Here is a 26,085-nt window from a genome sequence, read left to right as displayed (position 1 = left end):
CAATCTCACCCTGCGAATGCCCCACCACAGCAGCAGGACGCACCCCCTGCGAACGCCACACCTCCGCCAGCGACACCATCACCGCAAACAACACCGGCTGCACCACATCCACCCGGCGCAGCAACTCCTCATCGCCCTCCCGGACGACATCCAACAAACCCCAGCCATCAACAAACGGCTCCAGCGCCGCACCACACTCCGCCATCCGCGCCGCGAACACCGGCGAGAACACGAGGAGTTCCCGCGCCATGCCCACCCACTGCGAACCCTGACCCGGGAACACGAACACCGCACCACCGGAAGCAGCAGCCCCCGCACCCGCACGCCCCGCCACCACGCCGGAAGCCTCACGACCGGCCGCGAACTCGCGGAGAGAGGAGGTCAGTTCAGCGAGGTCCGAGCCGAGCACGACCGCTCGGTGCTCCAGCACCGCACGCCCACCCGCCAACGTGAACCCGACATCCCGCAGACCCGGCGCACCACCCTCGTCGAGCCGGGCCAGCAACCGCTCCGCCTGCCCCGCCAGAGCCGCCTCGCTCCGCGCCGACAACACCCACGGCACCACCACGGAACCGTCGTCCTCCGGGGCGGACTCAGCCGCCTTCAGGGCCTCCTGCTCGACCGGCGCGGCCTCCAGGATCACGTGCGCGTTCGTCCCGCTGATGCCGAAGGACGACACGGCGGAGCGGCGCGGCCGCTCCAGCTCGGGCCACTCCTGCCGGGACTCCAGCACGCTGACGGCGCCGGACTCCCAGTCGACGTGCCGGGAGGGCGTGGAGACGTTCAGCGAGCGCGGCATGACGCCGTTGCGCATCGCCTGCACCATCTTGATGACACCGGAGACACCGGCGGCGGCCTGGGTGTGCCCGATGTTGGACTTGATGGAACCGAGCCACAACGGCCGCTCCTCGTCGCGCCCTTGGCCGTACGTGGCCAGCAGCGCCTGCGCCTCGATCGGGTCGCCCAGCGAGGTGCCGGTGCCGTGCGCCTCGACCACGTCCACATCCGCGGACGTCAGTCGCGCACTGGCGAGGGCGTCACGGATGACGCGCTGCTGCGAGGGACCGTTCGGCGCCGTCAGACCGTTGCTGCCGCCGTCCTGGTTCACCGCACTGCCCCGCACCACCGCCAGGACGTCATGCCCGAGGCGGCGCGCCTCCGACAGCCGCTCGACGACCAGCATGCCCACGCCCTCGGCCCAGCCGGTGCCGTCCGCGTCGTCCGAGAACGGCTTGCAGCGGCCGTCGGCGGCCAGGCCGCGCTGGCGGGAGAACTCGACGAACATGCCCGGCGTCGACAGCACCGTCGCACCGCCCGCGAGCGCCATCGAGCACTCGCCGTTGCGCACCGACTGCACCGCCAGGTGCAGTGCCACCAGCGAGGACGAGCAGGCCGTGTCGACCGTCATCGCCGGGCCTTCCAGGCCCAGTTGGTACGAGATGCGGCCCGACGCCACACTGGAGGTGTTTCCGGTGAGCCGGAATCCCTCGGTGCCGTCGGTCGGGGCGTCGAGGTGCGGCCCGTACTCCATGTTCGTGGCGCCGACGAAGACACCGGTCCTGCTGCGGCGCAGGGAGTCCGGGTCGATGCCGGTCCGCTCCAGCGCCTCCCATGCCGTCTCCAGGAGCAGCCGCTGCTGCGGGTCCATCGCCGCGGCCTCCCGCGGACTGATCCCGAAGAACTCCGCGTCGAAGTCCCCCGCACCGGCGAGGAATCCGCCGCGCCGCGTGTACGTCGTGCCGGGGTGCGCCGGGTCCGGGTCGTAGAGGTTCGCCAGGTCCCAGCCGCGGTCGTCGGGGAAGTCGGACGTGGCGTCCACGCCGTCGGCGAGCGCCTCCCACAGCTGCTGCGGGGAGTCGATGCCGCCGGGCAGCCTGCAGGCCATGCCGACGATCGCGACGGGGTCGTCGTCGGCCGCGGCCGGGGCGGTGGCGGCCGGGGACGCGGTGGCCCGGGACACGGCCGGGCTGTCCAGGGCGGTGTCCAGGGCTCCGACGATGCGTTCGTGCAGGTGGTCGGCGAGGTCGCGCAGCGTCGGGTAGTCGAAGAGGATGCTCGCGGGCATCCGCAGGCCGGTCGCCGAGACGAGGCGGTTGCGCAGCTCGACGGAGAGCACGGAGTCCAGGCCGAGGTCGCGGAAGGTCGCGTCGGGGTCGACGGCCGCGGTTCCGGTGATCTGCGCCATGTGGTCGGCGAGCCGGCGGACCAGGAAGCCGTCGGGCTCGCTGCGGATGCTCTCGCGCAGGGCCAGCGTCGCGGAGCTGAGGTGCTGCTCGGTCTCCTCGGCGGCGGGGCGCTCGTCGAGCCAGTGGCGGCGGCGCTGGAAGGCGTACGTGGGCAGGTCGACGGTCCGGGCGGCGCCGACGGCCGACGACCAGTCGACGGGGGTGCCCGCGGTCCAGGCCGCGGCGAGGCCGGTCAGCAGCGCCTGCGGTTCGGGGTGGTCGCGGTGCTGCAGCGCCACCGCGAGTTCCCTCTCGGTCGTCGCGACGAGCGGGGTGAGCACGCTGCCCGGGCCGAGCTCGACGAACCGGGTCACGCCCTCGGCGCGGCAGGCGGTGAGCGCGTCGTGGAAGCGGACGGTGGCGCTGAGGTGCCCGATCCAGTACTCCTCCGTGAGCGCGGCGCCGGTCTCCCCGGTGACGGTGGAGACGATGGGGACGGCGGGCTCGGAGACGTCGAGGCCGTGGATGCGGCGGGCGAACTCGTCCAGCATGGGGGCCATCAGCGGCGAGTGGGCGGCGTTCTTGACCCGCAGTCGGCTGGTGCGGTGGCCGCGGGCGGCGAACTCGTCGGCGATCCGGGTGACCGACTCGTCGGCGCCGGAGAGCACCACGGCGCGGGGTCCGTTGATGACGCCGACCGAGACGTCGTCGACGCCTTCGAGGGCGGCGAGCAGCTCCTCCTCGGTCGCCTCGACCGCGATCATGGCGCCGCCGGGCGGCAGTTGCTCCATGAGTTCACCGCGGGCGGCGACGAGGGCCGCCGCGTGGGCGAGCGGCAGGGCTCCGGAGACGTGGGCGGCGACGATCTCGCCGAAGGAGTGGCCGACGAGCAGGTCCGGGGTGACGCCCCAGGAGGTGACGAGGCGGTACAGGGCGACCTGGAAGGCGAAGAGGGCGGGCTGCATGTACCGCATGCCGTCGAGCGCCTCGGCGGCCGCCGCGTCGTCGTCGCCGAGCAGCACCGCGCGCAGGTCGAGGCCGGGAACGAAGTGGTCGAGCACCTCGTCGAGAGCGGTCGCGAACACGGGGTACGTCGCGTAGAGCTCACGCCCCATGCCGACGCGGTGGGAGCCGACGCCGGAGAACAGGAACGCGGTCCGGCCCGGCTCGGCGACACCGCTCACGGCCTGCTCGTGGAGGCGTGCCAGGCCCGCCGTGAAGTCGTCCCGGTCCTTGCCGACGACGACGGCACGGTGCTCGAACGTGGACCGTCCGGACGCGAGCGACTTGGCGACGTCGGCGACATGGCTGGGACCGGCGACGTCGGTGGCATCGGTTGCACCGACGACGTCGGCGTCCGGGTGCCGCTCGACGTGGGCGAGCAGGCGGGCGGCCTGGGCGTCTAGGGCCTCGCCGGTGCGGGCCGACAGGACCCAGGGCAGGGAGCGCGCGGCGGTGGGGCGGTGCTCGCCCGCCGCCGGGCGGTGCTCCGGCGCGTCGCGGCGCGCCGCTTCGGGCGCCTCGGCCAGGACGACGTGGCAGTTGGTGCCGCCGATCCCGAACGAGCTGACGCCCGCGACGAGTTGCTCGTCGGGGGCGGGCCAGTCGGTCAGCTCGGTCTGTACGTCGAGGTTCAGGTCGGCCAGCGGGATCGCCGGGTTGGCGGCGGTGAAGTGCAGGCTGGGCGGCAGTTGCCGGTGGCGCAGGGACAGCGCGGCCTTCAGCAGGCCGACGATACCGGCGGCGGCCTCCAGGTGACCTAGGTTCGTCTTGACCGAGCCGACCCGCAGCGGTTCCCGGTCCCCGCCGCCGCCCGTGCCACTGGCGCCACCCGCACCCGTGCCACCGCGCGCGATGACGTCGGCCACGGCGGCCGCCTCGACCGGGTCGCCGACCGGCGTTCCGGTGCCGTGGAGTTCGACGTACTGGACGCTGTCGGGGCTGACCCCGGCATCCGCGTAGGCCCGGCGCAGGACGTCGCGCTGGCCGTCGGCGTCGGGGTCGGTGAGGCGTTCGCCGCCGCCGTCGTTGTTGACGGCGCTGCCCTCGATGACGCAGTAGATGCGGTCGCCGTCCGCCAGGGCACGGCCCAGCGGCTTGAGGAGGACGACTCCCCCGCCCTCCCCGCGTACGAACCCGTCGGCGTCCTCGTCGAAGGTGGCGCAGCGCCCCTTCGCGGACAGTGCGCCGAGCGCCGCGGTGGACCGCATGCTGTCCGGCGAGAGGATCAGGTTCACACCCGCCGCGAAGGCCAGGTCGGCGTCCCCGCTGCGGATGCTCTCGCAGGCCAGGTGGACGGCGACCAGCGACGAGGCCTGGGCGGCGTCGACGGCGAGGCTGGGGCCCCGCAGGCCGAGGTGCCAGGAGACGCGGTTGGCGATGACGGCGCGGTGGCGGCCGGTGAACTCGTGCGCTCCGCCGGGCCCTTGCGTCTCGGCGCGGGCGGCGAGGCCCGCGTAGTCGTCGGAGGAGACGCCGACGAAGACGCCGGTGCGGGAGCCGCGCAGCCGGTCGTCGCGGACACCGGCGTCCTCCATGGCCTCCCACACCAGTTCCAGCGCGAGGCGCTGCTGGGGGTCCATCGCGGCCGCCTCGTCGGGGCCGATGCCGAAGAAGGCCGCGTCGAAGGCGGCGACGTCGTCGAGGAAGCCACCACGCCAGGACCGGCTGCCGGGGCCGCGCTCCTGCGGCCAGGCCGAGACGGCGTCGGTCCCCTGCGCGAGCAGACGCCAGAACTCTGCCGGAGTTGACGCCGAGGGCACTCGGCAGGAGGCTCCGATCACTGCTATCGCGGTGTCGCGGGCCTCGCCCGTCCTCTGCTCGTCTGACGTGGATGCCTTCATACGGCGAGTATCTGTTTCGGACCCGGGTACGGACTTCGGCCAGAGGACGGTGGTCGTCGACCGGGCTTAGGGGCAGGTACGTGCGGCGGAACCTGGACTTTCGGCCAGGTCCGCACCCCGTACAACGACGGGGGTGCCCGCACGGCCGAACCGTGCGGGCACCCCTGTTTCGTACCTTTCGTGCCGCGCGTCGCGCCCGGCTCACATGGCCGGGGCCAATGCGATCAGCTGGGCCCGCGAGGCCACATGGGCCTTGGCGAGCACGTTGGAGACATGGAATTTGATCGTCTTCTCACTCAGGCCGAGACGCCTGGCGATCTCCTTGTTCGCGAGCCCCCTGCGCACCAGTTGCAGCACCTCGGACTCGCGGGAGGTGAGCGGCGCATGTGTGGGCACCGCCGACAGGTGGCGCGGGGCCATCGCGCGGGTGAGCTTGAGCAGTGCCCCGCTGAGGCCGGGCGAGACGTAGCCCGTGCCGTCGACCGCCTTGCGGACCGCCACGGCGAGGTCCTCCACGGGGTCGTAGCAGTGCACCAGCGCACCCACGTTCACCTGCGGGAGACCGATCCAGCGGGTGGCCGAATCCGTGTCCCCCACGACGACGAGGGCGGCATCGACACCGGCGAGTTCCTGGGCGTGATCGATGTGCAGTTGTCCGTCGAGGACGACCGCATCCGGATCGTACAATTCCGCCGCGGAAAGGAGCTCCGAGAGCTCGGCGACCTCGGCGACGACGGACAGTGTGGGATCCTTCTCCAGCGATCTTCGAATCCCGAGACGCGCATAAGGGTGTGGATCACAAATGATGATTCTTGCCTGAATTCCCCGGTTCAAGTGGAAGACCCCCCGTTGATCGGCCCCTCTTTTCGTTGCGCGCAGATTTCACCCAGCGAAAAAGAACACACCGGCCTATTTAGATTTTCCAGACGTGAGACAGCGGCCCGCCGCGCACGGGGCGGAGTTCGCCGCGCGCGCAGCGGATTCGGCACCCGCGGAGCGGAACCCCGCGGGTGCCGGTCGTCATGACGCGGGCACCCGCTCCTCGATCTCGATCGCGCCCACCGGACACATCTGGGCCGCCGTCTCGACCAGTTCGTGGAGGTCCTCGGGCGGCTCCGCGAGCTGCAGCAGCACGAGCCCCTCCTTCTCGTCCTGGTCGAACACCTCCGACACCGTCGCCACGCAGTTGCCCGCGCCCGCGCACAGCTCCCTGTTCACCGTGATCCGCATCGTCACCACGTCACCGGCAGCTCGGCCACTCCGAACGTCACCGCCATGGGGCGCTGCGGGACGTCGGCGAGGGACAGTTCGGAGCGCAGCTTCGGGAAGCGGCGGGCCAGCTCGACGAGGGCCACGCGCAGCTCCGCGCGGGCCAGCGGCTGGCCGATGCACTGGTGGAGGCCGAAGCCGAACGCCATGTGCCGGTGCGCCTCGCGCCGCTGCGGGTCGAACAGATCCGGGTCGGAGAAGACCGACTGGTCGCGGTTGGACATGGCGAGCATCGCGACGACGCCCTCGCCCGCGCGGATCTGCTGACCGCCGATCTCGGCGTCCTCCATGGCCAGGCGCGGCAGCCCGGTGCGCACGACGGTGAGGTAGCGCAGCAGCTCCTCGACCATGCCCGGCGCCAGCTCCGGGTTGTCGCGCAGGGCTTCGAGGTGCTCGGGGTGCTGCAGGAGCACCAGGGCCGAGAGGCCGATCATGTTCGCGGTGGTCTCGTGGCCGGCCACCAGCAGGAGCATGGCCAGGCTGACGAGCTCGTCCTTGCGCAGCTCGCCGGTGTCCACCCGCTCGATGGTGAGCCTGCTCAGGAGGTCCTCGCCCGGCTCCTTCCGCTTCGCCTCGACCAGGTCACCGAGGAGACCGGCCAGGGCGCCGAGCGCCGCCTCGACCTCCGCCGGGCCCGACTTCCGGTCCATGATGACGCGGCTGTGGTCCTGGAAGAAGTCGTGATCGGCGTACGGGACACCGAGCAGGTGACAGATCGTCATCGACGGCACGGGCAGAGCGAACTCGGCCATCAGGTCCGCGGGCGCACCGAGCTCCTGCAGGCGCTCGAGCGCCTCGACGACCGTCTCCTCGATGAGCGGCTCGATCCGCCGGATGTTCTTGATCATGAACTCGGCGGTCAGCATCTTGCGGAACCGGCTGTGCGCGTCTCCGTCCATGAAAATGAACAGGCCGGACGCGTCGTCCTGCTTCGGCGGGATCGGATTGAGCACCGGGAACCCGGGCTTGTACTGATCGGAACTGAAACCCGGGTGCCGCAGCAGCTGCCGCACGTCCTCATGCCGGGTGACGAGCCACGCCCACCCACCGAAGGGAAGCCTGACCTTCCCCACGGGCCCGTCGAGCCGTTCCAGGTCGGACCCCGTGACCGGGATGAATGGATTGTCGTCCGGACCAATGAACGGGTATGCCGGCAGGCCGGCAATGTCCACCTCGGCCACTTCCCCCATGTTTTCCTACACCTCGCACGACTCGCATCCGAAAGAGGAATTCAGCCTAACAAGATGGTTGGCTCAAACAAGGCGGTTTACCAGAATACATTTTGCCGTGATCGAGGTCACACCATAAATGCAATTCCGCAATAGTGGCGCTAGATTACGGCAAAAGTTCCGCTAGAATCCGGCTCGAAACGGTGTCCGCCACGCTTGACATCTGTTCCGTGAGATAGAAATGCCCGCCGGGACGGGTCTCCATCCCGAAGCCGCCCGCGGTGTGATCGGCCCAGGCGCGCGCCTCATCGGGCGTGACCCGGCCATCCTCGGCACCGACGATCACCTGGACGGGCGCCGAAAGCCGGGGGTGGGCTGCGTACCGGTAGGTTTCGGCCGCCCTGTAGTCGCTGCGGATCGCGGGCAGCGCCCTGCGCAACAACTCCTCGTCCTCGAAGACCCGGGCGTCGGTGCCGCTGAGCGACCGCAGTTCGTCGATCAGGCCGCGGTCGTCGCGCAGATGGACGGGCGAGGGGTTGTCGCGCAGCCGGGACGGCGCGCGCCTGCCGGAGGCGAACACCACCAGCGGCGGCACCCCCGCCCGCTCCAGGCGTACGGCCAGCTCGTAGCCGACCATCGCGCCCATGCTGTGCCCGAAGAGCGCCAACGGCCGGTCGGCCCACGGCAGCACCTCGTCGACCAGCGCGTCGGCGAGGCCGGTGACGGAGTCCACGCACGGCTCGTGCCAACGGTCCTGACGCCCTGGGTACTGCACGGTCAGCACGTCGATCTCGGGCCCGAACGCGCGGGCGAACGGCAGGTAGAACGAAGCGGAGCCGCCGGCGTGCGGCAGACACAGCAGCCTCGCGCGCGCCTGTTCGGCCGGTCGGTACCGGCGGATCCAGGCGCTGCTCCCGGCGGTCTTCGCAGTCATCTTCGCTCGTCCTCTACCGGTCAGGCCGCGGCCGGGAACGCGAAGTACACGGAGGTGAGCTCCTGCGACAGGTCCCACAGCCTGCGGCCGCTCTCCGCGTCCGCGGCCCGGGGCGCCAGCTCGACCGTCTTCGGTGCGCCGCGCAGCTCGCCCATGCCGTCGGGGCCGATGAACTGACCGCCCGTCACGCTCGGGTCGGTGGCCGCGAAGAGCGTGGGCAGCGCGCCCTGGTCCGGGGTCTGGGCGAGCGGCAGCAGCAGCCGTCCGAACAGGAACTTCACCATGCCCGCAGGCGAGCTCGTCTGCAGGTTGGTCGAGGTGTAACCGGGGTGGGCGAGCAGGCTGCGCACCGGGCTTCCGGACGCGGTCAGCTTCTGGTGGAGCTGCCAGCCGAAGACGGCGTTCGCCAGCTTCGACTGGTTGTAGTAGCCCATGGGCGAGTACTTGCGCTCGCCGTTGATGTCGTCGAAGAACAGATCGGCCTGGCGGTGGTTGGGCGAGCTCACCGTCACCACGCGGGGGTCCTCCCCGGCCTCCAGGAGGTCGAGCAGCAGCCCGGTGAGCGCGAAGTGGCCGAGGTGGTTGGCCGCGAACTGCACCTCGTGGCCCTGAGGGCTGAGGAGGCGGCTCGGGGGCGCCATCAGACCCGCGTTGTTGACGAGCACGTCCAGGCGGGTGTGATCCGCGTGCAGCTGCTCGGAGAAGTCGCGCACGGAGTCCAGGTCCGCCAGGTCGACCCGCCGCACCTCCAGGTCGGCGCCCGGGACCTCGGCGGTGATCTGCTCGACCGCCGCCCGCCCCTTGGCCTCGTCCCGCACGGCCAGGATCACGCGCGCGCCCTTGCGCGCCAAGGCGCGGGTGGTCGCGAGGCCGAGGCCGCTGTTGGCCCCGGTGACGACGATGACTCGCTTGCTCTGGTCAGGGATCTGCTCGGCGGTCCAGCCACGCTGATTACTCATACGACACAAGCTGCCCGATGTGGCACTCGGTGTCAAGCAGTTCCCTCGATGCCGAGCAGTACTCTTGATGACGAGTAGGGCACGAAATGTACACTGAGGCAGTGAGTACCCACCCGGAAGTGAGCCTCGCCCAACGCAAGCGTCAGCTCGTCTCGGACGAGCTGACGTCGGCCGCGCTGCGGCTGCTGACCCGGAGGGGGTTCGACGCGGTCACGGCCGACGAGATCGCGGCCGTCGCGGGGGTGTCCAAGCGGACCTTCTTCCGGTACTTCGCGTCCAAAGAGGACGTGGTGATCCAGTTCCTGGCCGACGTGGGCACCGGAATGCGCGCGGAGCTGGCCTCCCGCCCGGCCGACGAGCCGCCGTCGGTGGCGCTGCGCCACACCGTCTGGGTCTCGGTGAGCGCCTGCGCGGGACCGGGCCAACAGGCGCTGCGTGTGGCGCAGTTGATACTGGAAAGTCCCGCCCTGCACGCCCGCTTCCTGGAGCGTCAGGCGCAGTGGGGCGACGAGCTCGCCGAGGAGCTCGCCCACCGCCTCGGCCTGGACACGCGCACGGACCTGTATCCCCAACTGGCCGCCCGCATCGCCCTGTCCGCCTTCGGGGCCGTGCTGCAGAGGTGGAGCGCGGGCGACGGGGCGGAGGACCCGGCCGCGCTGACCGACCGGGTCTTCGCCGTCATCGCACCGGCGTTGGACGCGGTGCGCCGGAAGTAGGCACGGCGCGCCCGACGCCGGTGCGACGACGGGCGGGATCCGCGTCGCCCGCGGGCCCCGCCCGCCATCCGTTCACGTGGCCCGGCACACAGCCCGAGTCCACCAGGACTCAAGTCCCGGGGGTCCGAACCCGCGGCCGAACCCCTGCGAACCCTCGGACCATCAGGACGCCTCGGCCCCCTGGACGGCCGCCTCGGCCCTTCGGGCGGACACGGCGGACCGGCCGGACCGACCGGCCAGCCTGCACCCGACACAGTTCGCGTGCCCCGCCCGCACGGAGAGGTCCCGCACCGAGAGGCGCCACTGATCGGGGCTGCGCGGCGTCGGCGGCTTGCCCCAGCCCGCCAGGTGCAGAACCCAGGTGACCAGCACCGACGCCACCAGGAGGATCAGCCCGAGCCAGATCCCCGGGCGCCAGCCGACGACGCCCACACCCGCGGACACGGTCCCGAGCATCGCGACGAGGGATCCGGTCCACCCCGCGACGGTGTGGCCTTCGTCGTGGTGTCCACTCACGTTCCTGCCTCCTTCTTGCCTGCGCACGCCGTATGATGTCTTAGCAAGTAAGGAATTTATCTTAGGCAGTAAGGGAGTTCAATGCAGGGACAGGCCCACCCCGCCGTCTCCGCCGCGGACGCCATCGGCGCACTGGACGATCTCGTCGCCACGAACCTCATCGGCCGTCAGGAGCTGGCGCGCAACCTCGATTTGAGCGTCAAGGACCTGGTCTGCTTCGCGCACGTCCTGGAGGCGGACGCCCCGGTCACCGCGGGCGACCTGGCAGACCGCGCCCACGTCACGACGGGCGCGGTGACCGGCATCCTCAACCGCCTGGAGCGCGGCGGGTTCGTGGAGCGCAGGCCCGACCCCACCGACCGGCGCCGGGTGCACGTCACCGCGGTCCCGGCCGCCGCCGAGCGGGTGCAGGCGGTCTACGGCCCGTACTCCGCCCTGCTCACCGAGCTCTGCGCGCAGTACTCGGCGGACGAGCTCGCGGTGATCACCGACTGGCTCACCGGCGCCGCGGCCCTCGCCCGCACCTATCTGGAGGACTCCTGCTGAGGCCCGCCCGTGGCCTGTGCGGTCAGAGCAGCGGGGTCAACGCCGCCCGCAGGTCCGCCGGTTCGCGGTAGAGCAGGCCGGTCATGCCGAGCGCCACGGCCGCGTCCACGTTCTCCTCGCGGTCGTCCACGAAGAGGCAGCGGCCGGGGGCGGCACCGGCCCGCTCCGCGGCCGTCTCGTACATGCGCCGGTCCGGCTTGGCGATGCCGAGGTCGGCGCTGCTGATCACGTCGTCCAGGAAGCCGTCCGGTCCGGTCAGCCCGAGCAGGGCGAGATCGTCGGCGAGCCACGGCGTCGCGTTCGTGACGAGCAGGACCGGCAGCCCGGCCGCGCGGACCTTTCGGAGCAGCCCCACCACGACGTCGTCGGCCCGGAACCCGGTCTCGGCGAGCGTCGTCCCGAGCTCGTGTCCGCGCGCCCACGGCACCCGGTCGGCGAGCCCGTCGGCGATCGACTCGATCCACCGCTCCTTGGTGATCTCGCCGCGCATCAGCGGCAGGTCGGTCTCGGGCCGGAAGGCCACCTCCGCCGTGCTGCCTTCCGGCAGACCGGCCGAGCGCTCCAGCTGCTCCAGTTCCGCCATGTCGTAGAAGCGGATCACGCCGTCGAGGTCAGTGAGTACGGCGTCGAACGCCCGGCCGCGGATCGTCATCCCATGTGTCTATCACGCGCCCGCGGGACGCCGGACGGCTCCCTCGTCACCCGCCGCTGCCCGCCTCACCCGCTACTGCCGGTCGGCCCCGGCCCTGTCGAGCGTCTCGCGGACCGCCGCCCGCACCCGGTCCTGGTCCTTGCGCACGGCCTCGTACCGGGGCTTGTTGCGGCGCAGGTCGGCGCGCTGCTTCTCGTCACTGACCGCCCACCACACCCCGGTGACGTTCAGGTCGCGGTTGCACTCGACGTCGGCGACGGCCGTGCCGAGCTCCCGCTTCGTACGGTGGGTACTCCCGTCCTCGCGCCCCTTCCGCCACGCCTTGTCGCGGAATGCCTGCGCCGGGCTCGCGTACCGCTCGAACCCCTTCTCCTCGACACAACGCGACCAGTCGGCGAACGCCCTGCGGACCCGCTCGTCCTTCGCGACGGCCTTGTCGATCTTCTCGGTGCGCCCGGCGACGTATCCCCAGAGGCGCATCGAATCGGCCTCGTCACCCAGGGTGCGGCGCGTCGCCTCCGCGGAGCAGCCGCCCTCCGGGACCCTGCGGCCGTGCACCACCATGCGGCCGCCCTGCTCCGGCCCGGACCCGTTCAGGGCCTCGTGCTCGCGCCGGGTCAGGTCCCGTCCCTTCGGCCGCGGCTCCGCGGCCGACGAGTCGGCGCCGTCGGGGTCGAGGCCATAGCCCCAGCGGCGGGCCCGGTCGAGGTCGAGCGTCCCGTACGGAGACACGAACACCATGGTCATGGTGAAGGTGTCCGCCATCTCGGTCCGGCCCCACGTGTCGGGATCGAGCGGGAAGTCATCGAATCCGAGGGTGCGCATGCACTCCTGCTGCAGGCGGTTCTGCGCCTGCTTCAGGTTCTTCTGGTCCGCGCCGCCGAACTCGTAGCGGTCCAGGGGAAGTCCGGGAAAGTCTCCCGCGGTCCGCACGCGCGGCACGCCGGGCTCCCGTGCGTATCCGGGCAGCGATGCGTCGTCCGGTCCGGCGCCGGGTCCGGACTCGCAGCCCGCCAACACCGCACCCGTCAGGGCGAGTAGGCCCCACCGCACCTTCATCGGACCCCTCCCGGACGGCGACACCACCGATCCGTGGGACCCTACCGCCGCGGCCGACCGGACGGCCGCGCGGCCCGGAGTACGTCATGTGCTCCCGTCACCCGGTGGCGCCTGCCTCCTGCCGTGCCGTGAACGGGACCGCATGGCGCGTCCGCTCCCGCCGCCGCGTCCACCCGCCCCCGCGCCCTCGTCCGCCTCGGCGACGCACGCCTCGCACTGCTCGTTGCGACACGGCCCGGGGCCCCACACGGGGACGAACACCCCGAGCACCTTGCGCCGCCGGATCGCCGTACCCACCGGCCCTCCGCAGGCCGCGCACACGGGCTCGTCCTGCGGGGCGGGGCCGGGCCGTGGCCCTTCGCTGCCCATGGTTCCAGGTTATTCCGGCCCGACCGGTCCCGGCAGTCCTCCGGTCCAGTCATCCGGTCCCGGCGGTCCCCCAGGTCCCGCCGGTCCCCCGGTCACCGCTGCCGGATCTCCGTCGTGTCGATCTCGCCCGCCACCACCTGCCGCGCGAAGTCCCCGAGCCGCACCCGCCGGTGCCGCGCGTGCTTCCGCAGCGCCCCGAACGCCTCGTCGACCGAGCACTGCCACCGCTCGGCGAGCACACCCTTGGCCTGCTCGATGGCGATCCGGCTGGTGAGCGCGGCCTGCAACTGCCCGCACTCGACGATGCTCCGCTCCAGAGACCGCTGGCGCGCGACCGCGGCAGCCGCCAGGTCGGCGAACATCTGGGCGCACGCCAGCTGTTCCTCGCTCAACGGCCCCTCGCCGCCGCCCCCGAACAGGCCGAGCGCACCCACCACGGGCGCGCCCACCCCCCACTCGGAGCCCACCGCCTGCTCACTGCCCGACGGCTCCTGCCGCAGCGGCACCACACACTCGGCCACGAACCCCGCCGCCCGCGCCTCCTGCACGAACCACGGCCATCGTGCGGCCGCCTCCGCCCCGCGGAGGTCGATGTGCGGCACCGCCTCGCCCGACAGACAGCTGTCCCGGCTCGGGCTCTCGCCCCGGAGGAAGGCGGCCAGCTCGATCTCCCTCGTCCGCTCGTCCGACGCCTCGACGGTGCCCGTCATCCCCGCCGCGACCTCGTCCTCGTGATCGCTGATGAGCAGCACGGAAGCGGCCGAGACCCCGAGCAGGTCCGCGCACCGAACGGTCAGGTCCTGCAGTAGATCCACAGCGCTCTCCGGTCGTGAACGAGTACGTCAGCTTCGCGGTCTCACCGGTCGGCCGCCCCGGTCCGCTGCGGCTCGCGCCACATCGGCCACATCGGCGGCCCGTCCGGCAGGTCGAGCGTCGTTCCCATGAAGGTGAAGCCGAGGCGCGCGTACAGATCGCGGCTGCGCGCGTTGCTGGCCTCCAGGTAGGCGTGCAGGCCGTCGCGGTCGCACCGTTCGAGCACGGCGGTGACGAGTGCCGTGCCGAGCCCTTCGCCCTGGCGGTCCGGGTGGACGGCGATGAGGTGCAGGTATTCGTGCGCACGGTCGGCCGGGTGGATCGACTCGGTCAACCGGCCGATCAGTTCGACCCGTTCGTTGTCCGGGTCGACGGCCCGGCGCAGCAGCACCGGCCCGTCCTCCGCGCCCGCCGCGTCCCCTCCGTCGCCGCCGTCCTCGTGCGGGCCCGCGGGAACGGACCACCACAGAGCCGCGGCCGCGCCGTCCTCGGTGATGTCCACGTACCCCTCGTCGAGCGCGATGTCGAGGAAGGCGCCCATCAGGGCCCGGTGCGTGCGCAGGCGGTGTTCCTCGCCGGGAAAGACCCAGCTGCTCACCGGATCGTGCACCAACGCCGCGTCGAGCAGCCGGACCACGTCCGCCCGGTCGCCCTCCCCGGCTCTCCGGATCGCCACACCCACAGCCCGCCCCCAGCCCTTCGCCCGCTGCCGACCAGACGCCCGCCACTATGCCAATTCTGTGCCGCGACACGCCGGTTGCAGCGTAAGTGATCGCCTTCTTGCGCACAGGGGAGCCCCACAGCGTGGCCGGATCGCGGGACGCGTGGGCTCTGCGGACGGTGCCGCTCCGCTCGACGCCCGCGGTCCGGCTGAGCTTGTCGTTGCGCGGGGGCGGCGAACCGCTCGGAGACCTTCGACGAGACGCCTGTGACGGCTTCGACTGACCTGTTTCCGCTGTGCCTGCAGCCGCTCCGCTCGACCGCGCGGCCGTGCCTTTCGGCCTCGCGGCCGCGCCCTTCGGCAGTGTCCCGCAGCCGCGCCCCTCAGTGCGTACGCCGGGTCACGAACTCGGCGAGGGTGAGCAGACCGCCGGCCGCCTCCAGGTCCGGCACCGCCCCGGCGAGCTGGCCGACCGCCCGGGACATGCGGTCGGCCGCGTACACCTGCGCCCAGTCGCGGCCGCCCGCGCTCTCCACGGCACGGGCCGCACGCTCCGCGTCGAGCGCGCTCCCCGGCCCGCCGGGCGGGCTGTCGTACAGCTCGGCCAGCTCGGCCGCGGCCGGGGTGCCCGAGGCCAGGGCCGCGACGACCGGCAGGGACTTCTTGCGGGCGGCGAGGTCGGCGCCCGTCGGTTTGCCGGTGTGCCCGGGATCGCCCCAGATGCCGATGACGTCGTCGATGAGCTGGAAGGCGAGGCCCGCCTCCCGGCCGAAGCCGTCGAGCGAGTCGACCTCGTCGAGCCCCGCGCCCGCGTACACCGCCCCGAGCGCGCAGGCGCAGCCGAGCAGCGCCCCCGTCTTGGCCTCGGCCATGGCGAGGCACTCGTCCAGCGTGACCTCGTCCGGGCCGCGGCGCTCCAGCGCGCAGTCGGCGTGCTGGCCCGCGCAGAGCTCCATGACACAGGCGGCGAGGCGGGCGGACGCCGCCGGGGCCCCCGGGTGGGGGTCCTCGGCGAGCATCCGCTGCGCCAGTGCCTGCAGGGCGTCACCGGCGAGGATCGCGTCGGCCTCGCCGAACACGGTCCAGGCGGTGGGCCGGTGCCTGCGCGTCGTGTCGCGGTCCAGCACGTCGTCGTGCAGGAGAGTGAAGTTGTGGACCAACTCCACGGCGGCCGCCGCCCGCACCGCCCCGGCGGGTTCGCCGCCGAGCGCGCGCGCCGCGGTGAGCACGAGCGCGGGCCTGATGGCCTTGCCCGCGCTCCCCGCGGATGGTGTGCCGTCCGCGCGCTCCCACCCGAAGTGGTAGCGCGCGACCCTGCGCAGGGACCCGGGCAGGGTGTCGATCGCCCTGCGCAGCTCCGGATCGACGAGCGTCCGGGTCGACGCCAGGATGTCCGCGGCCTCCAGCCCCTCACCGGGCTCCGGGGTGTGCCCCTCCATGTGAACTGTGCCTGCCGTGTCCGTGGTGTCCGTGGTGTCCGTCATGGACTCACCCCGGGAAGGATGCGGACGGTGGCTGTTCCTCGGCGTGTGGGCGCGTACGGAGGGGGTGTACCCCGTGCCACGCCCGAGGACACGGCCGCGGGGTCACCAGCGGCCGATCTCCACGTTCTCCAGGACGCCGAGCGCGTCGGGCACGAGCACCGCGGCGGAGTAGTACGTGGACACCAGGTACGAGATGATCGCCTGCTCGCTGATGCCCATGAACCGGACGGACAGGCTCGGCTCGATCTCGTCCGGGATGCCGGTCTGGTGCAGGCCGACGACGCCCTGCTCCTCCTCGCCCGTGCGCATGCAGATGATGGATGTCGTGCTGGCCTCGGTGACCGGGATCTTGTTGCACGGGAAGATCGGCACGCCGCGCCAGGTGGGGATCCTGGTGCCGCTCATGTCGATGGTCTCGGGGACGAGCCCCCTCTTGTTCAGCTCGCGGCCGAACGCGGAGATCGCGCGCGGGTGCGCGAGGAAGAGCTTGGATCCGCGCCTGCGGCTGAGCAGTTCGTCCAGGTCGTCCGGGCTGGGCGCGCCGTCGTGCGGCTGGATCCGCTGGTCGTACTCGCAGTTGTTGAGGAGGCCGAACTCGCGGTGGTTGATGAGCTCGTGCTCCTGGCGCTCCTTGAGCGCCTCGACCGTGAGCCGCAGCTGCTGCTCGGTCTGGTTCATCGGCTGGTTGTAGAGGTCCGCCACGCGCGTGTGGATGCGCAGGACGGTCTGGGCGACGCTCAGTTCGTACTCGCGCGGGGCCGATTCGTAGTCCACGAAGGTGCCGGGCAGCACGGCCTCGCCGACGTGGCCGGCCGACAGGTCGATGGGCGACTCGCCGAAGTTGTTGGTGCGCCGCTCCGGGAGCGACCGCAGGCGCTGGAGGTGGCTCTGCAGGGACTCGCTGCGCTCCGCGACCTGTTCGAGGTCCTGGCGGGGCAGGGCGAGGACCGTGCACGCGGTCACCGCACGCGCGGTGTACTCCCAGATGGTCTCGGAATCGACGAGCGCCTGGTCGCCGAAGTAGGCGCCGTCGGCGAGGGTTTCGAGCACGGTGTCGTCCCCGTACGGCCCCGTGCCGATCTTTTCGACGCGGCCGTGCGCGAGGAGGAAGACCTCGTCCGCCGGGCTGCCGAAGGAGGTCAGGACCTCGCCCGCGGCGAACTCCCGCTGCCTGCAGCGCTGCGCCAGCTCGCCCAGGACCTCCTGGTCCTCGAAGTCCCGCAGCACGGGCAGCTCGCCGAGCTCCGCGGGGATGACCTGCACGCGGTCGGCCGTCTTCACGAAGGTCACCCGACCGTCACCGACCGAGTAGCTCAGCCTTCGGTTCACCCGGTACGTACCGCCCTGCACCTGGACCCAGGGCAGCATCCGCAGCAGCCAGCGCGAGCTGATCTCCTGCATCTGTGGCGCCGACTTGGTGGTGGTGGCCAGATTCCGTGCGGCGGACGTGCCGAGACTCTGCTGCGGCTGCTCCGACTCGGAACGGATCTCTTCGCCTACCGACATTGGCTATGCCCTCCCGGATACCTGCGGTCATCTGCCCGCCCAACCCTTCCAGCACGGAACGTGTCGACGCCATTACACAAACGAGCGGGAATGGATCACGCTCCGGCGGGGCAGGCGGGGCGTTTCCACTCGTTCGGCCCAACCCGGGAGGTGTCGGGCCCTGCTGCCTGGTGGGCTCGGGAGATGACCACCTCCGCGGCCCCTCCCGACGCCGGCGGGCCGGGACCGGACCCGGCGGCGCCGCTCGCGCCACCGGGCGATCGCGGACCGGTGCGCGTACTGCGGGCCGTCGGCCGGGCGTTCGAGCCGGTCCGGCGCGCGCCGGTGACCGTGTTCGTCGTCGTCGCGCTGTGGGCCGTCGGCGCCTTCACCGGGAGCCTCGGCGCCGGGCCGTCCGGCACGCTCCTGAACGACATCGGCGTGGGCGTGCCCGCGCTCGCCGACGGCCGCTGGTGGACCCCTCTCACCTCGATGCTGTGGTGCCCGGGGATCGGCAACTACATCGGCTCCACGCTGCTGTTGCTGCTCCTGGGCGCGGCCGCCGAGCAGCGCATGGGCTCCCTGCTGACGGCCGTCGTCCTGTTCCTCGGCCAGGTGCTGGGGGCGCTGCTCGGCACCGGGATCGTGAAGCTCGGCGCGCTGGCCGGCGAGGACTGGCTGAACGACCTCTCGCGGAACCTGACGGCGACGCCCGGCATCGGCGCCTGCGCCGTCGGCGCCTTCCTCAGCTACCGCCTCGACGCCCTGTGGCGGCGCAGGCTCCAGCTGGGCCTGATCGTGTTCCCGCTGATGCTCGTGCTGTACGTCGGACACCTGCAGGGGGTGCTGCGCCTGGCCGGTGTCGTGGTGGGCCTGGGGCTCGGCGCCCTCGCGCACGGGGACACGCACCGCATGCGGGTGCCGCACGCCTCGCACGCCGAGGGGCGGGTCCTGGTGGCCCTGGTGGTGGCCGCCTCCGCCGTCGGCCCGCTCGTCGCGACCCTCTACAAGGACTCGCTCGGCCCGTTCAACGTCCTCGATCTGTACGTCTCCGGCGGGCCGAGTCCGCAGGACATCGCGGACGCCTGCGTCGACGCCGGCAGCTCCGACTGCGCCCGCGTCCACGCCCAGGACCACTTCTACGGCTCTCCCGCGATGCTCATGGGGATCGCGATCCCGCTGCTGCTGCTCGTGCTCGCCGAGGGGCTGCGGCGCGGGCTGCGGGCGTCCTGGCGGATCACGGTGGCCGCGCAGCTGGTGTGGCTCGGGCTCATGGCGTACCTGCTGAGCGACATCGCCTCGCACCCGGACCGGTACGTCCTGGAGGGCAGCGGCCTGGCCGACCAGAAGGCGGCGATGATCCAGGCGGTCGTCGAGCAGATGCTGCTCCCGCTGCTCGTCCTGGTGCTGCTCCTCCTCACCCGGCGGCTCTTCGCGCAGGGACTCCCGCGCACCACCGTGACGCGGCTGGCGGGGGTCGTCGGCGGCGCGCTGCTGCTGGCCTGTGTCGCGTACGTGGGCATCGGGTACGCGGTGCGCGACCAGTACACGCCCGACGCGACGTTCCCCAAGCTGGTCGCGGGCCTGCCGACACAGTTCCTGCCGCCGAGTTACGAGCCGTTCTTCTTCCAGGGCCAGGCGCCCGTGCCGGTCGGCGGCACCGCCCTGGCGCTTTACGAGTACTGCGGGATGCTCTTCTGGGTGGTCTCCCTGATCGCCCTCTTCGTGGCGTTCCGGCGGCCCATGCTGCACCCGGACCCCGACGCCGCCGCACGCGCGCGTGCCCTGCTCGCCGCGCACGGGGGCGCCACGCTCTCGTATCTGACGACGTGGCCGGGCAACCACTACTGGTTCTCGGCGGACGGCCGGGCGGCGGTCGCCTACCGCGTGCATTCGACGGTCGCGCTCACCACGGGCGATCCCTTCGGGGAGCCGTCCGCGCGCGGGGACGCGATCGACGGTTTCGCCGCGTACTGCGACCGGCGCGGCTGGACGCCCTGCTTCTACAGCGTGACGGCCGACACCAAGGCGCGCACGGACACGCTGGGCTGGAGCTCGGTGCAGGTCGCCGAGGACACGGTCGTCCCTCTCCCGGAGCTGGCCTTCACGGGCAAGAAGTGGCAGGACGTCCGCACCGCCCTGAACAAGGCCAAGAAGGAGGGCATCACGGCGGAGTGGCACGTCTTCCCGAAGGCGCCGATCGCGCTCACCGACCAGATCCGCTCGATCTCCGAGGAGTGGGTCGCCGACAAGGGGCTCCCCGAGATGGGCTTCACGCTCGGCGGCCTGGACGAACTCGACGACCCGCACGTTCGCTGTCTCCTCGCGGTCGACGAGGACCGCACCGTGCACGGCATCACGAGCTGGATGCCGGTGTACGGGGACTCCGCGCAGGCGGCGGAGGGAGAGGCCGTCGACGGGGTGGCGGCCCGGCCGGTCGGCTGGACCCTGGACTTCATGCGGCGCCGCTCCGACGGGTTCCGCGGCTCCATGGAGTTCCTGATCGCGTCCGCGGCACTCGGCTTCAAGGAGGAGGGCGCGCAGTTCCTCAGCCTCTCCGGAGCGCCGCTCGCCCGCTCCGACACCGGCGAGCCGCCCGCCGCGCTGCAGCGCCTCCTCGACCACGCGGGCCGCACCCTGGAGCCGGTCTACGGCTTCCGGTCGCTGCTCAACTTCAAGGCGAAGTTCCAGCCCGAGTACCGGCCCATGTACATGTGCTACCCGGACCCGGCGGCCCTGCCGAGCATCACGCGGGCGATCGGCAAGGCCTACCTCCCGCACATGAAGCCGTCCCAGGGAGTGCGCCTGATGCGCAAGCTGACCGCCTAGCCCCCGGGGAACCACAAGATCCGCACAACCGTTGAACCCGATACCGATCACCGCACCAACCGGCAGGAGAGAGCAATGGCAGGCTTCCTGGATCGCGCCAAAGAGCAGGCCCAGCGGGGCCTCACCCAGGGCAAGCAGAAGATCGACGAGGTCCAGGAGAAGCGCGCGGGCGACGCCCTCCTGAAGAAGCTCGGCGCGGCGTACTACGCCGAGCGCCGGGGCACCGGCTCCTCGCAGGCGACCCAGCAGGCGCTGCAGGACCTGGAGTCCCACGTCGCGGCCCACGGGGACGGTTTCCTGCACGGCAATTGACCGGATCGGCTCGCACGGTGCCCGAACAGGCCACGGATCGCTTCCGAATGGCTGGTCCGGGCACCGGAGTTCCGGTACAAGCAGGGCGTACGAGACGGCCCGCGACCGGCGGCCGTCGCGCCTTGCAAAGGAGACGGTCATGGCCCCACCCATGTCCGCAGGCCGGTTCATCGACATCCTGCGGGACGAAGGCGTGACCGTCGTCGAAGTCGGCGACTGGGAGCACCACAACCGCAACCACAAAGGCCCCTGGGGCCCCGTTCACGGCGTGGTGATCCACCACACCGTGACGAAGGGCAGCGAGCGCACGGTGGAGATCTGCCGCGACGGCTTCGCCTCGCTCCCCGGGCCGCTCTGCCACGGCGTCATCACCAAGGACGGCCGCGTCCACCTCGTCGGGTACGGCCGCGCCAACCACGCGGGCCTCGGCGACGACGACGTGCTCCGCGCGGTCATCGCGGAGAAGCGCCTGCCCCCGGACAACGAGGCGAACACCGACGGCAACCGCCACTTCTACGGCTTCGAGTGCGAGAACCTCGGCGACGGCGAGGACCCGTGGCCCGAAGAGCAGCTGGAGGCCATCGAGAAGGTGTCGGCGGCGATCTGCCGTCACCACGGCTGGACGGAGCGTTCGGTGATCGGCCACCTGGAGTGGCAGCCGGGCAAGGTCGACCCTCGCGGCTTCACCATGGACTCGATGCGGGACCGCATCGAGGAGCGCCTCAAGTGACAATGGCGGGGTGCACCACACCCCGCCCGCCCCGCTCGCACCGCGCCCGCGGCTGCCCTCGCCGCTGCAGCGCGTGGACGACGACCGTTTCGGCCGTCATGGCGTGGAGCTGTCGCTCAAGCGGGACGACCTGATCCACCCGGACCTGCCGGGCAACAAGTACCGCAAGCTCGTCCTGAACCTGCGGGAGGCCGCCGACGCGGGCCACGACACCCTGCTCACGTTCGGCGGCGCCTACTCCAACCACCTGCGCGCCACCGCCGCGGCAGGCCGTCTCCTGGGCCTCGCCACGGTCGGCGTCGTCCGCGGCGACGAACTCGCCGGGCGCCCGCTGAACCCCTCGCTGGCCCGCTGCGCGGCCGACGGCATGCGCCTGCACTTCGTCGACCGGTCGACGTACCGGAGCAAGGCCGAGCCCGGGACGCTGGCCGCGCTCCAGCACGAGACGGGCTGCCGGGACGCGTACGTGATCCCGGAGGGCGGCAGCAACCCCCTTGCCGTGCGGGGCTGCACGGCCCTGGGCGAGGAGCTGCGCGGGCACACCGACGTGGCGGCCGTGGCGTGCGGCACCGGCGGCACCCTCGCGGGCCTCGCCGCGGGCCTCGGCCCGGACCTGCGGGCCCTCGGCATACCGGTCCTCAAAGGCGGCTTCCTGGGCGACGACATAGCCACCCTGCAACGGCGGACGTTCGGCGAACCGACCGCCAACTGGCGCCTGGACGAGCGCTTCCACTGGGGCGGTTACGCCCGCACCCCGCCGGAACTCATCGCCTTCGCCGAGGACTTCGAGTACCGCCACGAGCCCTCGACCGGCCTCCTGGTGGAACACCTCTACGTCGCCAAGCTCCTGTACGCCCTGACCGTCCTCTGCGAAGAGGGCGTTTTCCGCCCCGGCACCCGCCTCACCGCGGTGATCACCGGCACGCGCGACACCCCCGCACCGCCGCCCTCCGGCCGGTAGCCGCCTCAGTCCTCGATCTCGCGGTGGGCGGCCGCCTCCTCCAGGTCGAGCTTGCGCAGCAGCGTCCGCATCATCTCGTCGTCGATGCGCCGCTCGTCCCGCATCCTCACGAACACCTCGCGCTCCGCGGCGATCGCCTCGCGCGCGAGGCGCCGGTAGGTGTCGTCCGCCGACTCCCCCGTTACCGGGTTGGCCTGACCGAGCCGCTCCCACACGGAGTTGCGGCGGCGCTCCAGGACCGTGCGCAGACGGTCCTGGAGGGGCTGTGGCAGGCGGTTGCGCTCGTCCTGCATGAGTTCCTCCACCCGGGCCTCCGCGGCCTGCGAGGCGGCGTTCTGCGCCTGCGCCTCGGCGAGCGTCTGGGCCTGCGCGTCACGGCCCGGCAGTTTCAGGACGCGGATCAGCCACGGCAGCGAGAGCCCCTGCACGACGAGCGTTCCGATCACCGTGGTGAACGTCAGAAACAGGACAAGATTGCGCGCGGGGAACGGCTCGCCGTCGTCCGTGACGAGCGGGATCGAGAAGGCGATGGCCAGCGAGACCACGCCCCGCATGCCGGCCCAGCTGACGATCAGCGGCCGCCGCCAGTCCATGTCGGCCTCGCGCTCCTTGATCCGCGCCGAGAGCCCGCGCGGCAGGTACGTCGCCGGATACGACCACACGAAGCGCGCCACGACGACGAAGACGAAGACCCCGAACGCGTACCAGACGGCCTGCGCCACGCTGTATTCGCCGAGCCCCTTGAGCACGACGGGCAGCTGCAGCCCGATCAGTGCGAAGACCGCCGACTCCAGGATGAACGCGACGACCTTCCACACCGCGGCCTCCTGCAGCCGCGTCTCGAAGTCGACCTGCCAGGAGCGGTGGCCCAGGTACAGCGCGACGACGACCACGGCGAGCACTCCGGAGGCGCCGACCTGTTCCGCGGCGGCGTACGCGACGAAGGGGATGAGCAGGGACAGCGTGTTCTGCAGCATCGCCTCCTTCAGGTGGGTGCGCAGCCAGTGGATCGGCACCATGATCAGCAGTCCGACGCCGACGCCGCCGACCGCCGCCACCAGGAACTCCCGGACGCCTCCCGACCAGCTCGCGCCCTCGCCGACCGCCGCCGCGATGGCCACTTTGTAGGCGGTGATCGCGGTCGCGTCGTTCACCAGGGACTCGCCCTGCAGGATCGTGGTGATCCGCGAGGGGAGACCCACCTTGCGCGCGATGGCGGTCGCGGCGACCGCGTCCGGTGGCGCGATCACGGCACCGAGGACGAGCGCGGCGGGCAGCGGCAGGTCGGGAATGAGCAGGTACGCGAGCCATCCGACGGCGACCGTGGCGAACAGAACGTAACCGACCGAGAGGAGCGCGACGGGCCTGACGTTGGCCCGCAGGTCCAGGTAGGAGCTCTCCAGGGCGGCCGTGTGCAGCAGCGGGGGCAGGATCAGCGGCAGCACGATGTGCGGGTCGAGGTGGTAGTCGGGCACGCCCGGCAGGTACGCGGCGATGAGCCCGACACCGACCAGGAGCAGCGGCGCCGGCACCGGGGTCCTGCGCGCCGCCCCTGCCACCGCGGCGCTCGCCGCGATCAGTCCCACCAGCGGCAATGCATCCATCGGCAGACCCCTCCACCCTCCGTGTTCCCGTCGTAACCTGGCAATCATGAACGAGTGCCCGCACGTCGCAGCGCTGCCGCACCCCGAGGTGCCCCCGCTGAGCGAAACGTGTCTCGAGTGCCAGGCCGCCGGCAGCCACCCCGTCCAGTTGCGGCTGTGTCTGGAGTGCGGGCACGTGGGCTGTTGCGACTCTTCCCCTTTCCAGCACGCGACGGCACATTTCAGGGAGAGCTCACACCCTGTGATGAGGACCTTCGAGCCGGGCGAGAGCTGGCGATGGTGCTTCGTGGACGGTTCGATCGTCTGACGTTTGGGTACGTCAACCCGGCGCCCGTTCTTTCCAATTGGGCCTGCGCGACCCCTAGCCACTGTCCGTACTCATAGGCTTACTATGAGTGACAGCATCAGGCCGGGGTCCCCGGGACACGGAGCTGGGGAGCGCGGTAGCGTCACCGCAGAACGACGTGGGGCGTTACCCGTGTGACGCAGCCCGGACCGCCGCTGGACGGCGGCTCCGGAACCCCGAAAGTGCTTGTACCACCTTGGAGGTGAGGGTGTCCCAGATCGCAGGCGAGCCCGGGAATCAGGACTTCGTGGAGGTCCGCCTTCCGGCTGCGGGTGCCTACCTGTCGGTGCTGCGGACGGCGACGGCCGGCCTCGCAGCGCGTTTGGACTTCACTCTCGACGAGATCGAGGACCTCCGCATCGCGGTCGACGAGGCCTGCGCGATCCTGCTCCAGCAGGCCGTGCCCGGCTCGGTGCTCAGCTGCGTCTTCCGCCTCGTCGACGACTCGTTGGAGGTGACGGTTTCGGCGCCCACGACCGACGGCCGGGCCCCGGAGCGGGACACCTTCGCCTGGACGGTGCTGTCGGCCCTCGCGGGCCAGGTGGACTCGACCGTCGCCGAGGACAACACCGTCTCGATCAGCCTCTACAAGAAGCGCGGCGCGGGACCCGGGCCGGCGTGAGGGACGGGGACGGGCCGGTGCGGGACGAAGAGCGCGGCACACGAGGTCTGCCCGCCGACGGCAGGGAGGGGTTGCGCCGTATGACCACCGGAATCCCCGAACAGCAGGCGAAACCGCACCCGGAGGAGCCGGACCGGTCGGGTCCGCTGAAGGTGGCCGATGTGTCGGAGCAGGCAGAGCCGACCGCCAGGGACGAGCTCGAGGAGCTCTCCGGCCGGGGCGGCGGGCGACGGGCGGGAAACATGAGCGAGCACGGTCGGCACGATCCGCAGGACCGCAGCGGCGCACGCGCGATGTTCATCGAGCTGCGCACCCTGGACGGCGGCAGTCGGGAGTACGCGGAGCTGCGCAACCAGCTGGTCCGCATGCATCTGCCGCTCGTCGAGCACCTGGCCCGCCGCTTCCGCAACCGCGGCGAGCCGCTGGACGACCTCACCCAGGTCGCCACGATCGGCCTGATCAAGTCCGTGGACCGCTTCGACCCGGAGCGCGGCGTGGAGTTCTCCACGTACGCGACCCCGACGGTCGTCGGCGAGATCAAGCGGCACTTCCGCGACAAGGGGTGGGCGGTCCGCGTCCCGCGGCGCCTGCAGGAGCTGCGTCTCGCGCTGACGACGGCGACGGCCGAGCTGTCCCAGTTGCACGGCCGCTCCCCCACCGTGCACGAGCTGGCCGAGAAACTGGCCATCTCCGAAGAGGAGGTCCTGGAAGGCCTGGAGTCCGCCAACGCGTACTCCACGCTGTCCCTGGACGTCCCGGACACGGACGACGAGTCCCCGGCCGTCGCGGACACCCTGGGCGCCGAGGACGAGGCCCTGGAGGGCGTCGAGTACCGCGAGTCGCTCAAGCCCCTCCTGGAGGACCTGCCGCCGCGCGAGAAGCGCATCCTGCTGCTGCGTTTCTTCGGCAACATGACCCAGTCGCAGATCGCGCAGGAGGTCGGCATCTCCCAGATGCACGTCTCCCGGCTGCTGGCACGCACGCTGGCGCAGCTGCGGGAGAAGCTCCTCGTCGAGGAGTGATCACTCTCCGTAGCGACTT

The 26,085-nt window shown here is 71.8% G+C and carries 23 protein-coding genes; 9 read left to right on the top strand and 14 right to left on the bottom strand.

Going from position 1 to position 26,085, the window contains the following annotated elements; translation table 11 throughout:
- The 6 genes from AOK03_RS04050 to AOK03_RS04025 form a co-directional block, all read right to left on the bottom strand.
- Positions 1 to 5,008: type I polyketide synthase (locus tag AOK03_RS04050; protein WP_157868859.1), on the bottom strand; the 5,008-nt coding region annotated here is incomplete at its 3' end.
- Positions 5,009 to 5,209: 201 nt separating this feature from the next.
- Positions 5,210 to 5,842, bottom strand: coding sequence for a response regulator transcription factor (locus AOK03_RS04045; RefSeq protein WP_167355572.1), 633 nt, complete (start codon positions 5,840 to 5,842; stop codon positions 5,210 to 5,212).
- Between the two features lie 186 nt (positions 5,843 to 6,028).
- Positions 6,029 to 6,238: a ferredoxin gene (locus tag AOK03_RS04040; protein ID WP_055563741.1), complete on the bottom strand. Its 210-nt coding sequence runs from the start codon at positions 6,236 to 6,238 to the stop codon at positions 6,029 to 6,031.
- A gap of 2 nt (positions 6,239 to 6,240) precedes the next feature.
- Positions 6,241 to 7,467 (bottom strand): cytochrome P450, encoded by a 1,227-nt coding sequence (locus AOK03_RS04035; protein WP_063792414.1) that lies wholly within the window; start codon positions 7,465 to 7,467, stop codon positions 6,241 to 6,243.
- A gap of 145 nt (positions 7,468 to 7,612) precedes the next feature.
- Positions 7,613 to 8,380, bottom strand: coding sequence for a thioesterase II family protein (locus tag AOK03_RS04030; protein WP_055563739.1), 768 nt, complete (start codon positions 8,378 to 8,380; stop codon positions 7,613 to 7,615).
- Positions 8,381 to 8,400: 20 nt separating this feature from the next.
- Positions 8,401 to 9,339, bottom strand: a complete 939-nt coding sequence (locus AOK03_RS04025) for an oxidoreductase (protein ID WP_055563738.1) — start codon at positions 9,337 to 9,339, stop codon at positions 8,401 to 8,403.
- An 86-nt stretch (positions 9,340 to 9,425) separates the two neighbouring features.
- On the opposite strand from AOK03_RS04025, the gene AOK03_RS04020 reads away from it, so the two are divergent.
- Complete coding sequence (locus AOK03_RS04020; RefSeq protein WP_208609494.1) at positions 9,426 to 10,055, top strand: acyl-CoA-like ligand-binding transcription factor; 630 nt, start codon at positions 9,426 to 9,428, stop codon at positions 10,053 to 10,055.
- Positions 10,056 to 10,217: 162 nt separating this feature from the next.
- Here AOK03_RS04020 and AOK03_RS04015 read toward each other — a convergent pair whose 3' ends face one another.
- Entirely contained in the window at positions 10,218 to 10,571 is a 354-nt protein-coding gene (locus AOK03_RS04015) for an HGxxPAAW family protein (RefSeq protein ID WP_244177472.1), read from the bottom strand.
- Positions 10,572 to 10,652: 81 nt separating this feature from the next.
- Here AOK03_RS04015 and AOK03_RS04010 point away from each other — a divergent pair, with 81 nt between their 5' ends.
- Positions 10,653 to 11,117, top strand: a complete 465-nt coding sequence (locus AOK03_RS04010) for a MarR family winged helix-turn-helix transcriptional regulator (protein WP_055563736.1) — start codon at positions 10,653 to 10,655, stop codon at positions 11,115 to 11,117.
- Between the two features lie 22 nt (positions 11,118 to 11,139).
- Here AOK03_RS04010 and AOK03_RS04005 read toward each other — a convergent pair whose 3' ends face one another.
- The 6 genes from AOK03_RS04005 to AOK03_RS03980 all read right to left on the bottom strand — a co-directional run bounded on the left by AOK03_RS04005 (position 11,140) and on the right by AOK03_RS03980 (position 17,661).
- The gene (locus AOK03_RS04005) at positions 11,140 to 11,769 is read right to left on the bottom strand and encodes an HAD-IA family hydrolase (RefSeq protein ID WP_055563735.1); all 630 of its coding nucleotides are present in this window, start codon (positions 11,767 to 11,769) and stop codon (positions 11,140 to 11,142) included.
- Positions 11,770 to 11,841: 72 nt separating this feature from the next.
- Positions 11,842 to 12,828 carry a hypothetical protein gene (locus tag AOK03_RS04000; protein WP_055563734.1) on the bottom strand — a complete coding sequence of 329 codons (987 nt, stop codon included), beginning with the start codon at positions 12,826 to 12,828 and terminating at the stop codon, positions 11,842 to 11,844.
- Between the two features lie 461 nt (positions 12,829 to 13,289).
- Entirely contained in the window at positions 13,290 to 14,012 is a 723-nt protein-coding gene (locus AOK03_RS03995; protein WP_055563733.1) for an ANTAR domain-containing protein, read from the bottom strand.
- 41 nt (positions 14,013 to 14,053) lie between these two features.
- Positions 14,054 to 14,692, bottom strand: a complete 639-nt coding sequence (locus tag AOK03_RS03990) for a GNAT family N-acetyltransferase (protein ID WP_055563732.1) — start codon at positions 14,690 to 14,692, stop codon at positions 14,054 to 14,056.
- 362 nt (positions 14,693 to 15,054) lie between these two features.
- Positions 15,055 to 16,110, bottom strand: a complete 1,056-nt coding sequence (locus tag AOK03_RS03985; RefSeq protein WP_244177473.1) for a family 2 encapsulin nanocompartment cargo protein polyprenyl transferase — start codon at positions 16,108 to 16,110, stop codon at positions 15,055 to 15,057.
- Positions 16,111 to 16,257: 147 nt separating this feature from the next.
- On the bottom strand, positions 16,258 to 17,661 hold the full coding sequence (locus AOK03_RS03980; RefSeq protein ID WP_055563730.1) for a family 2B encapsulin nanocompartment shell protein: 1,404 nt from the start codon (positions 17,659 to 17,661) through the stop codon (positions 16,258 to 16,260).
- Between the two features lie 183 nt (positions 17,662 to 17,844).
- On the opposite strand from AOK03_RS03980, the gene AOK03_RS03975 reads away from it, so the two are divergent.
- The 4 genes from AOK03_RS03975 (at position 17,845) to AOK03_RS03960 (ending at position 22,472) form a co-directional block, all read left to right on the top strand.
- On the top strand, positions 17,845 to 20,469 hold the full coding sequence (locus AOK03_RS03975; protein WP_055563729.1) for a bifunctional lysylphosphatidylglycerol flippase/synthetase MprF: 2,625 nt from the start codon (positions 17,845 to 17,847) through the stop codon (positions 20,467 to 20,469).
- A 75-nt stretch (positions 20,470 to 20,544) separates the two neighbouring features.
- A complete protein-coding gene (locus AOK03_RS03970; RefSeq protein ID WP_055563728.1) occupies positions 20,545 to 20,781 on the top strand; it encodes a hypothetical protein in 237 nt (78 codons plus the stop codon).
- Positions 20,782 to 20,920: 139 nt separating this feature from the next.
- Positions 20,921 to 21,511 carry an N-acetylmuramoyl-L-alanine amidase gene (locus AOK03_RS03965; RefSeq protein ID WP_055563727.1) on the top strand — a complete coding sequence of 197 codons (591 nt, stop codon included), beginning with the start codon at positions 20,921 to 20,923 and terminating at the stop codon, positions 21,509 to 21,511.
- 10 nt (positions 21,512 to 21,521) lie between these two features.
- Positions 21,522 to 22,472 (top strand): 1-aminocyclopropane-1-carboxylate deaminase/D-cysteine desulfhydrase, encoded by a 951-nt coding sequence (locus AOK03_RS03960; protein WP_055563726.1) that lies wholly within the window; start codon positions 21,522 to 21,524, stop codon positions 22,470 to 22,472.
- Between the two features lie 5 nt (positions 22,473 to 22,477).
- Here the strand turns inward: AOK03_RS03960 and AOK03_RS03955 are convergent, their stop codons facing one another.
- The gene (locus AOK03_RS03955; protein ID WP_055563725.1) at positions 22,478 to 24,076 is read right to left on the bottom strand and encodes a Na+/H+ antiporter; all 1,599 of its coding nucleotides are present in this window, start codon (positions 24,074 to 24,076) and stop codon (positions 22,478 to 22,480) included.
- 46 nt (positions 24,077 to 24,122) lie between these two features.
- On the opposite strand from AOK03_RS03955, the gene AOK03_RS03950 reads away from it, so the two are divergent.
- The 3 genes from AOK03_RS03950 (at position 24,123) to AOK03_RS03940 (ending at position 26,066) form a co-directional block, all read left to right on the top strand.
- Positions 24,123 to 24,383 (top strand): UBP-type zinc finger domain-containing protein, encoded by a 261-nt coding sequence (locus AOK03_RS03950; protein WP_055563724.1) that lies wholly within the window; start codon positions 24,123 to 24,125, stop codon positions 24,381 to 24,383.
- 247 nt (positions 24,384 to 24,630) lie between these two features.
- Positions 24,631 to 25,044: an ATP-binding protein gene (locus AOK03_RS03945; protein ID WP_030780840.1), complete on the top strand. Its 414-nt coding sequence runs from the start codon at positions 24,631 to 24,633 to the stop codon at positions 25,042 to 25,044.
- Positions 25,041 to 26,066: an RNA polymerase sigma factor SigF gene (locus tag AOK03_RS03940; RefSeq protein ID WP_079074458.1), complete on the top strand. Its 1,026-nt coding sequence runs from the start codon at positions 25,041 to 25,043 to the stop codon at positions 26,064 to 26,066. Before AOK03_RS03945 ends, AOK03_RS03940 begins: the two co-directional genes overlap by 4 nt.
- Positions 26,067 to 26,085 lie beyond the last annotated feature (19 nt).

This window comes from Streptomyces atriruber (assembly GCF_001418325.1).
GTDB lineage: Bacteria > Actinomycetota > Actinomycetes > Streptomycetales > Streptomycetaceae > Streptomyces > Streptomyces atriruber.
Note: the sequence above shows the minus strand (reverse complement) of the source record. Positions and strands in the feature narration are given on the sequence as shown.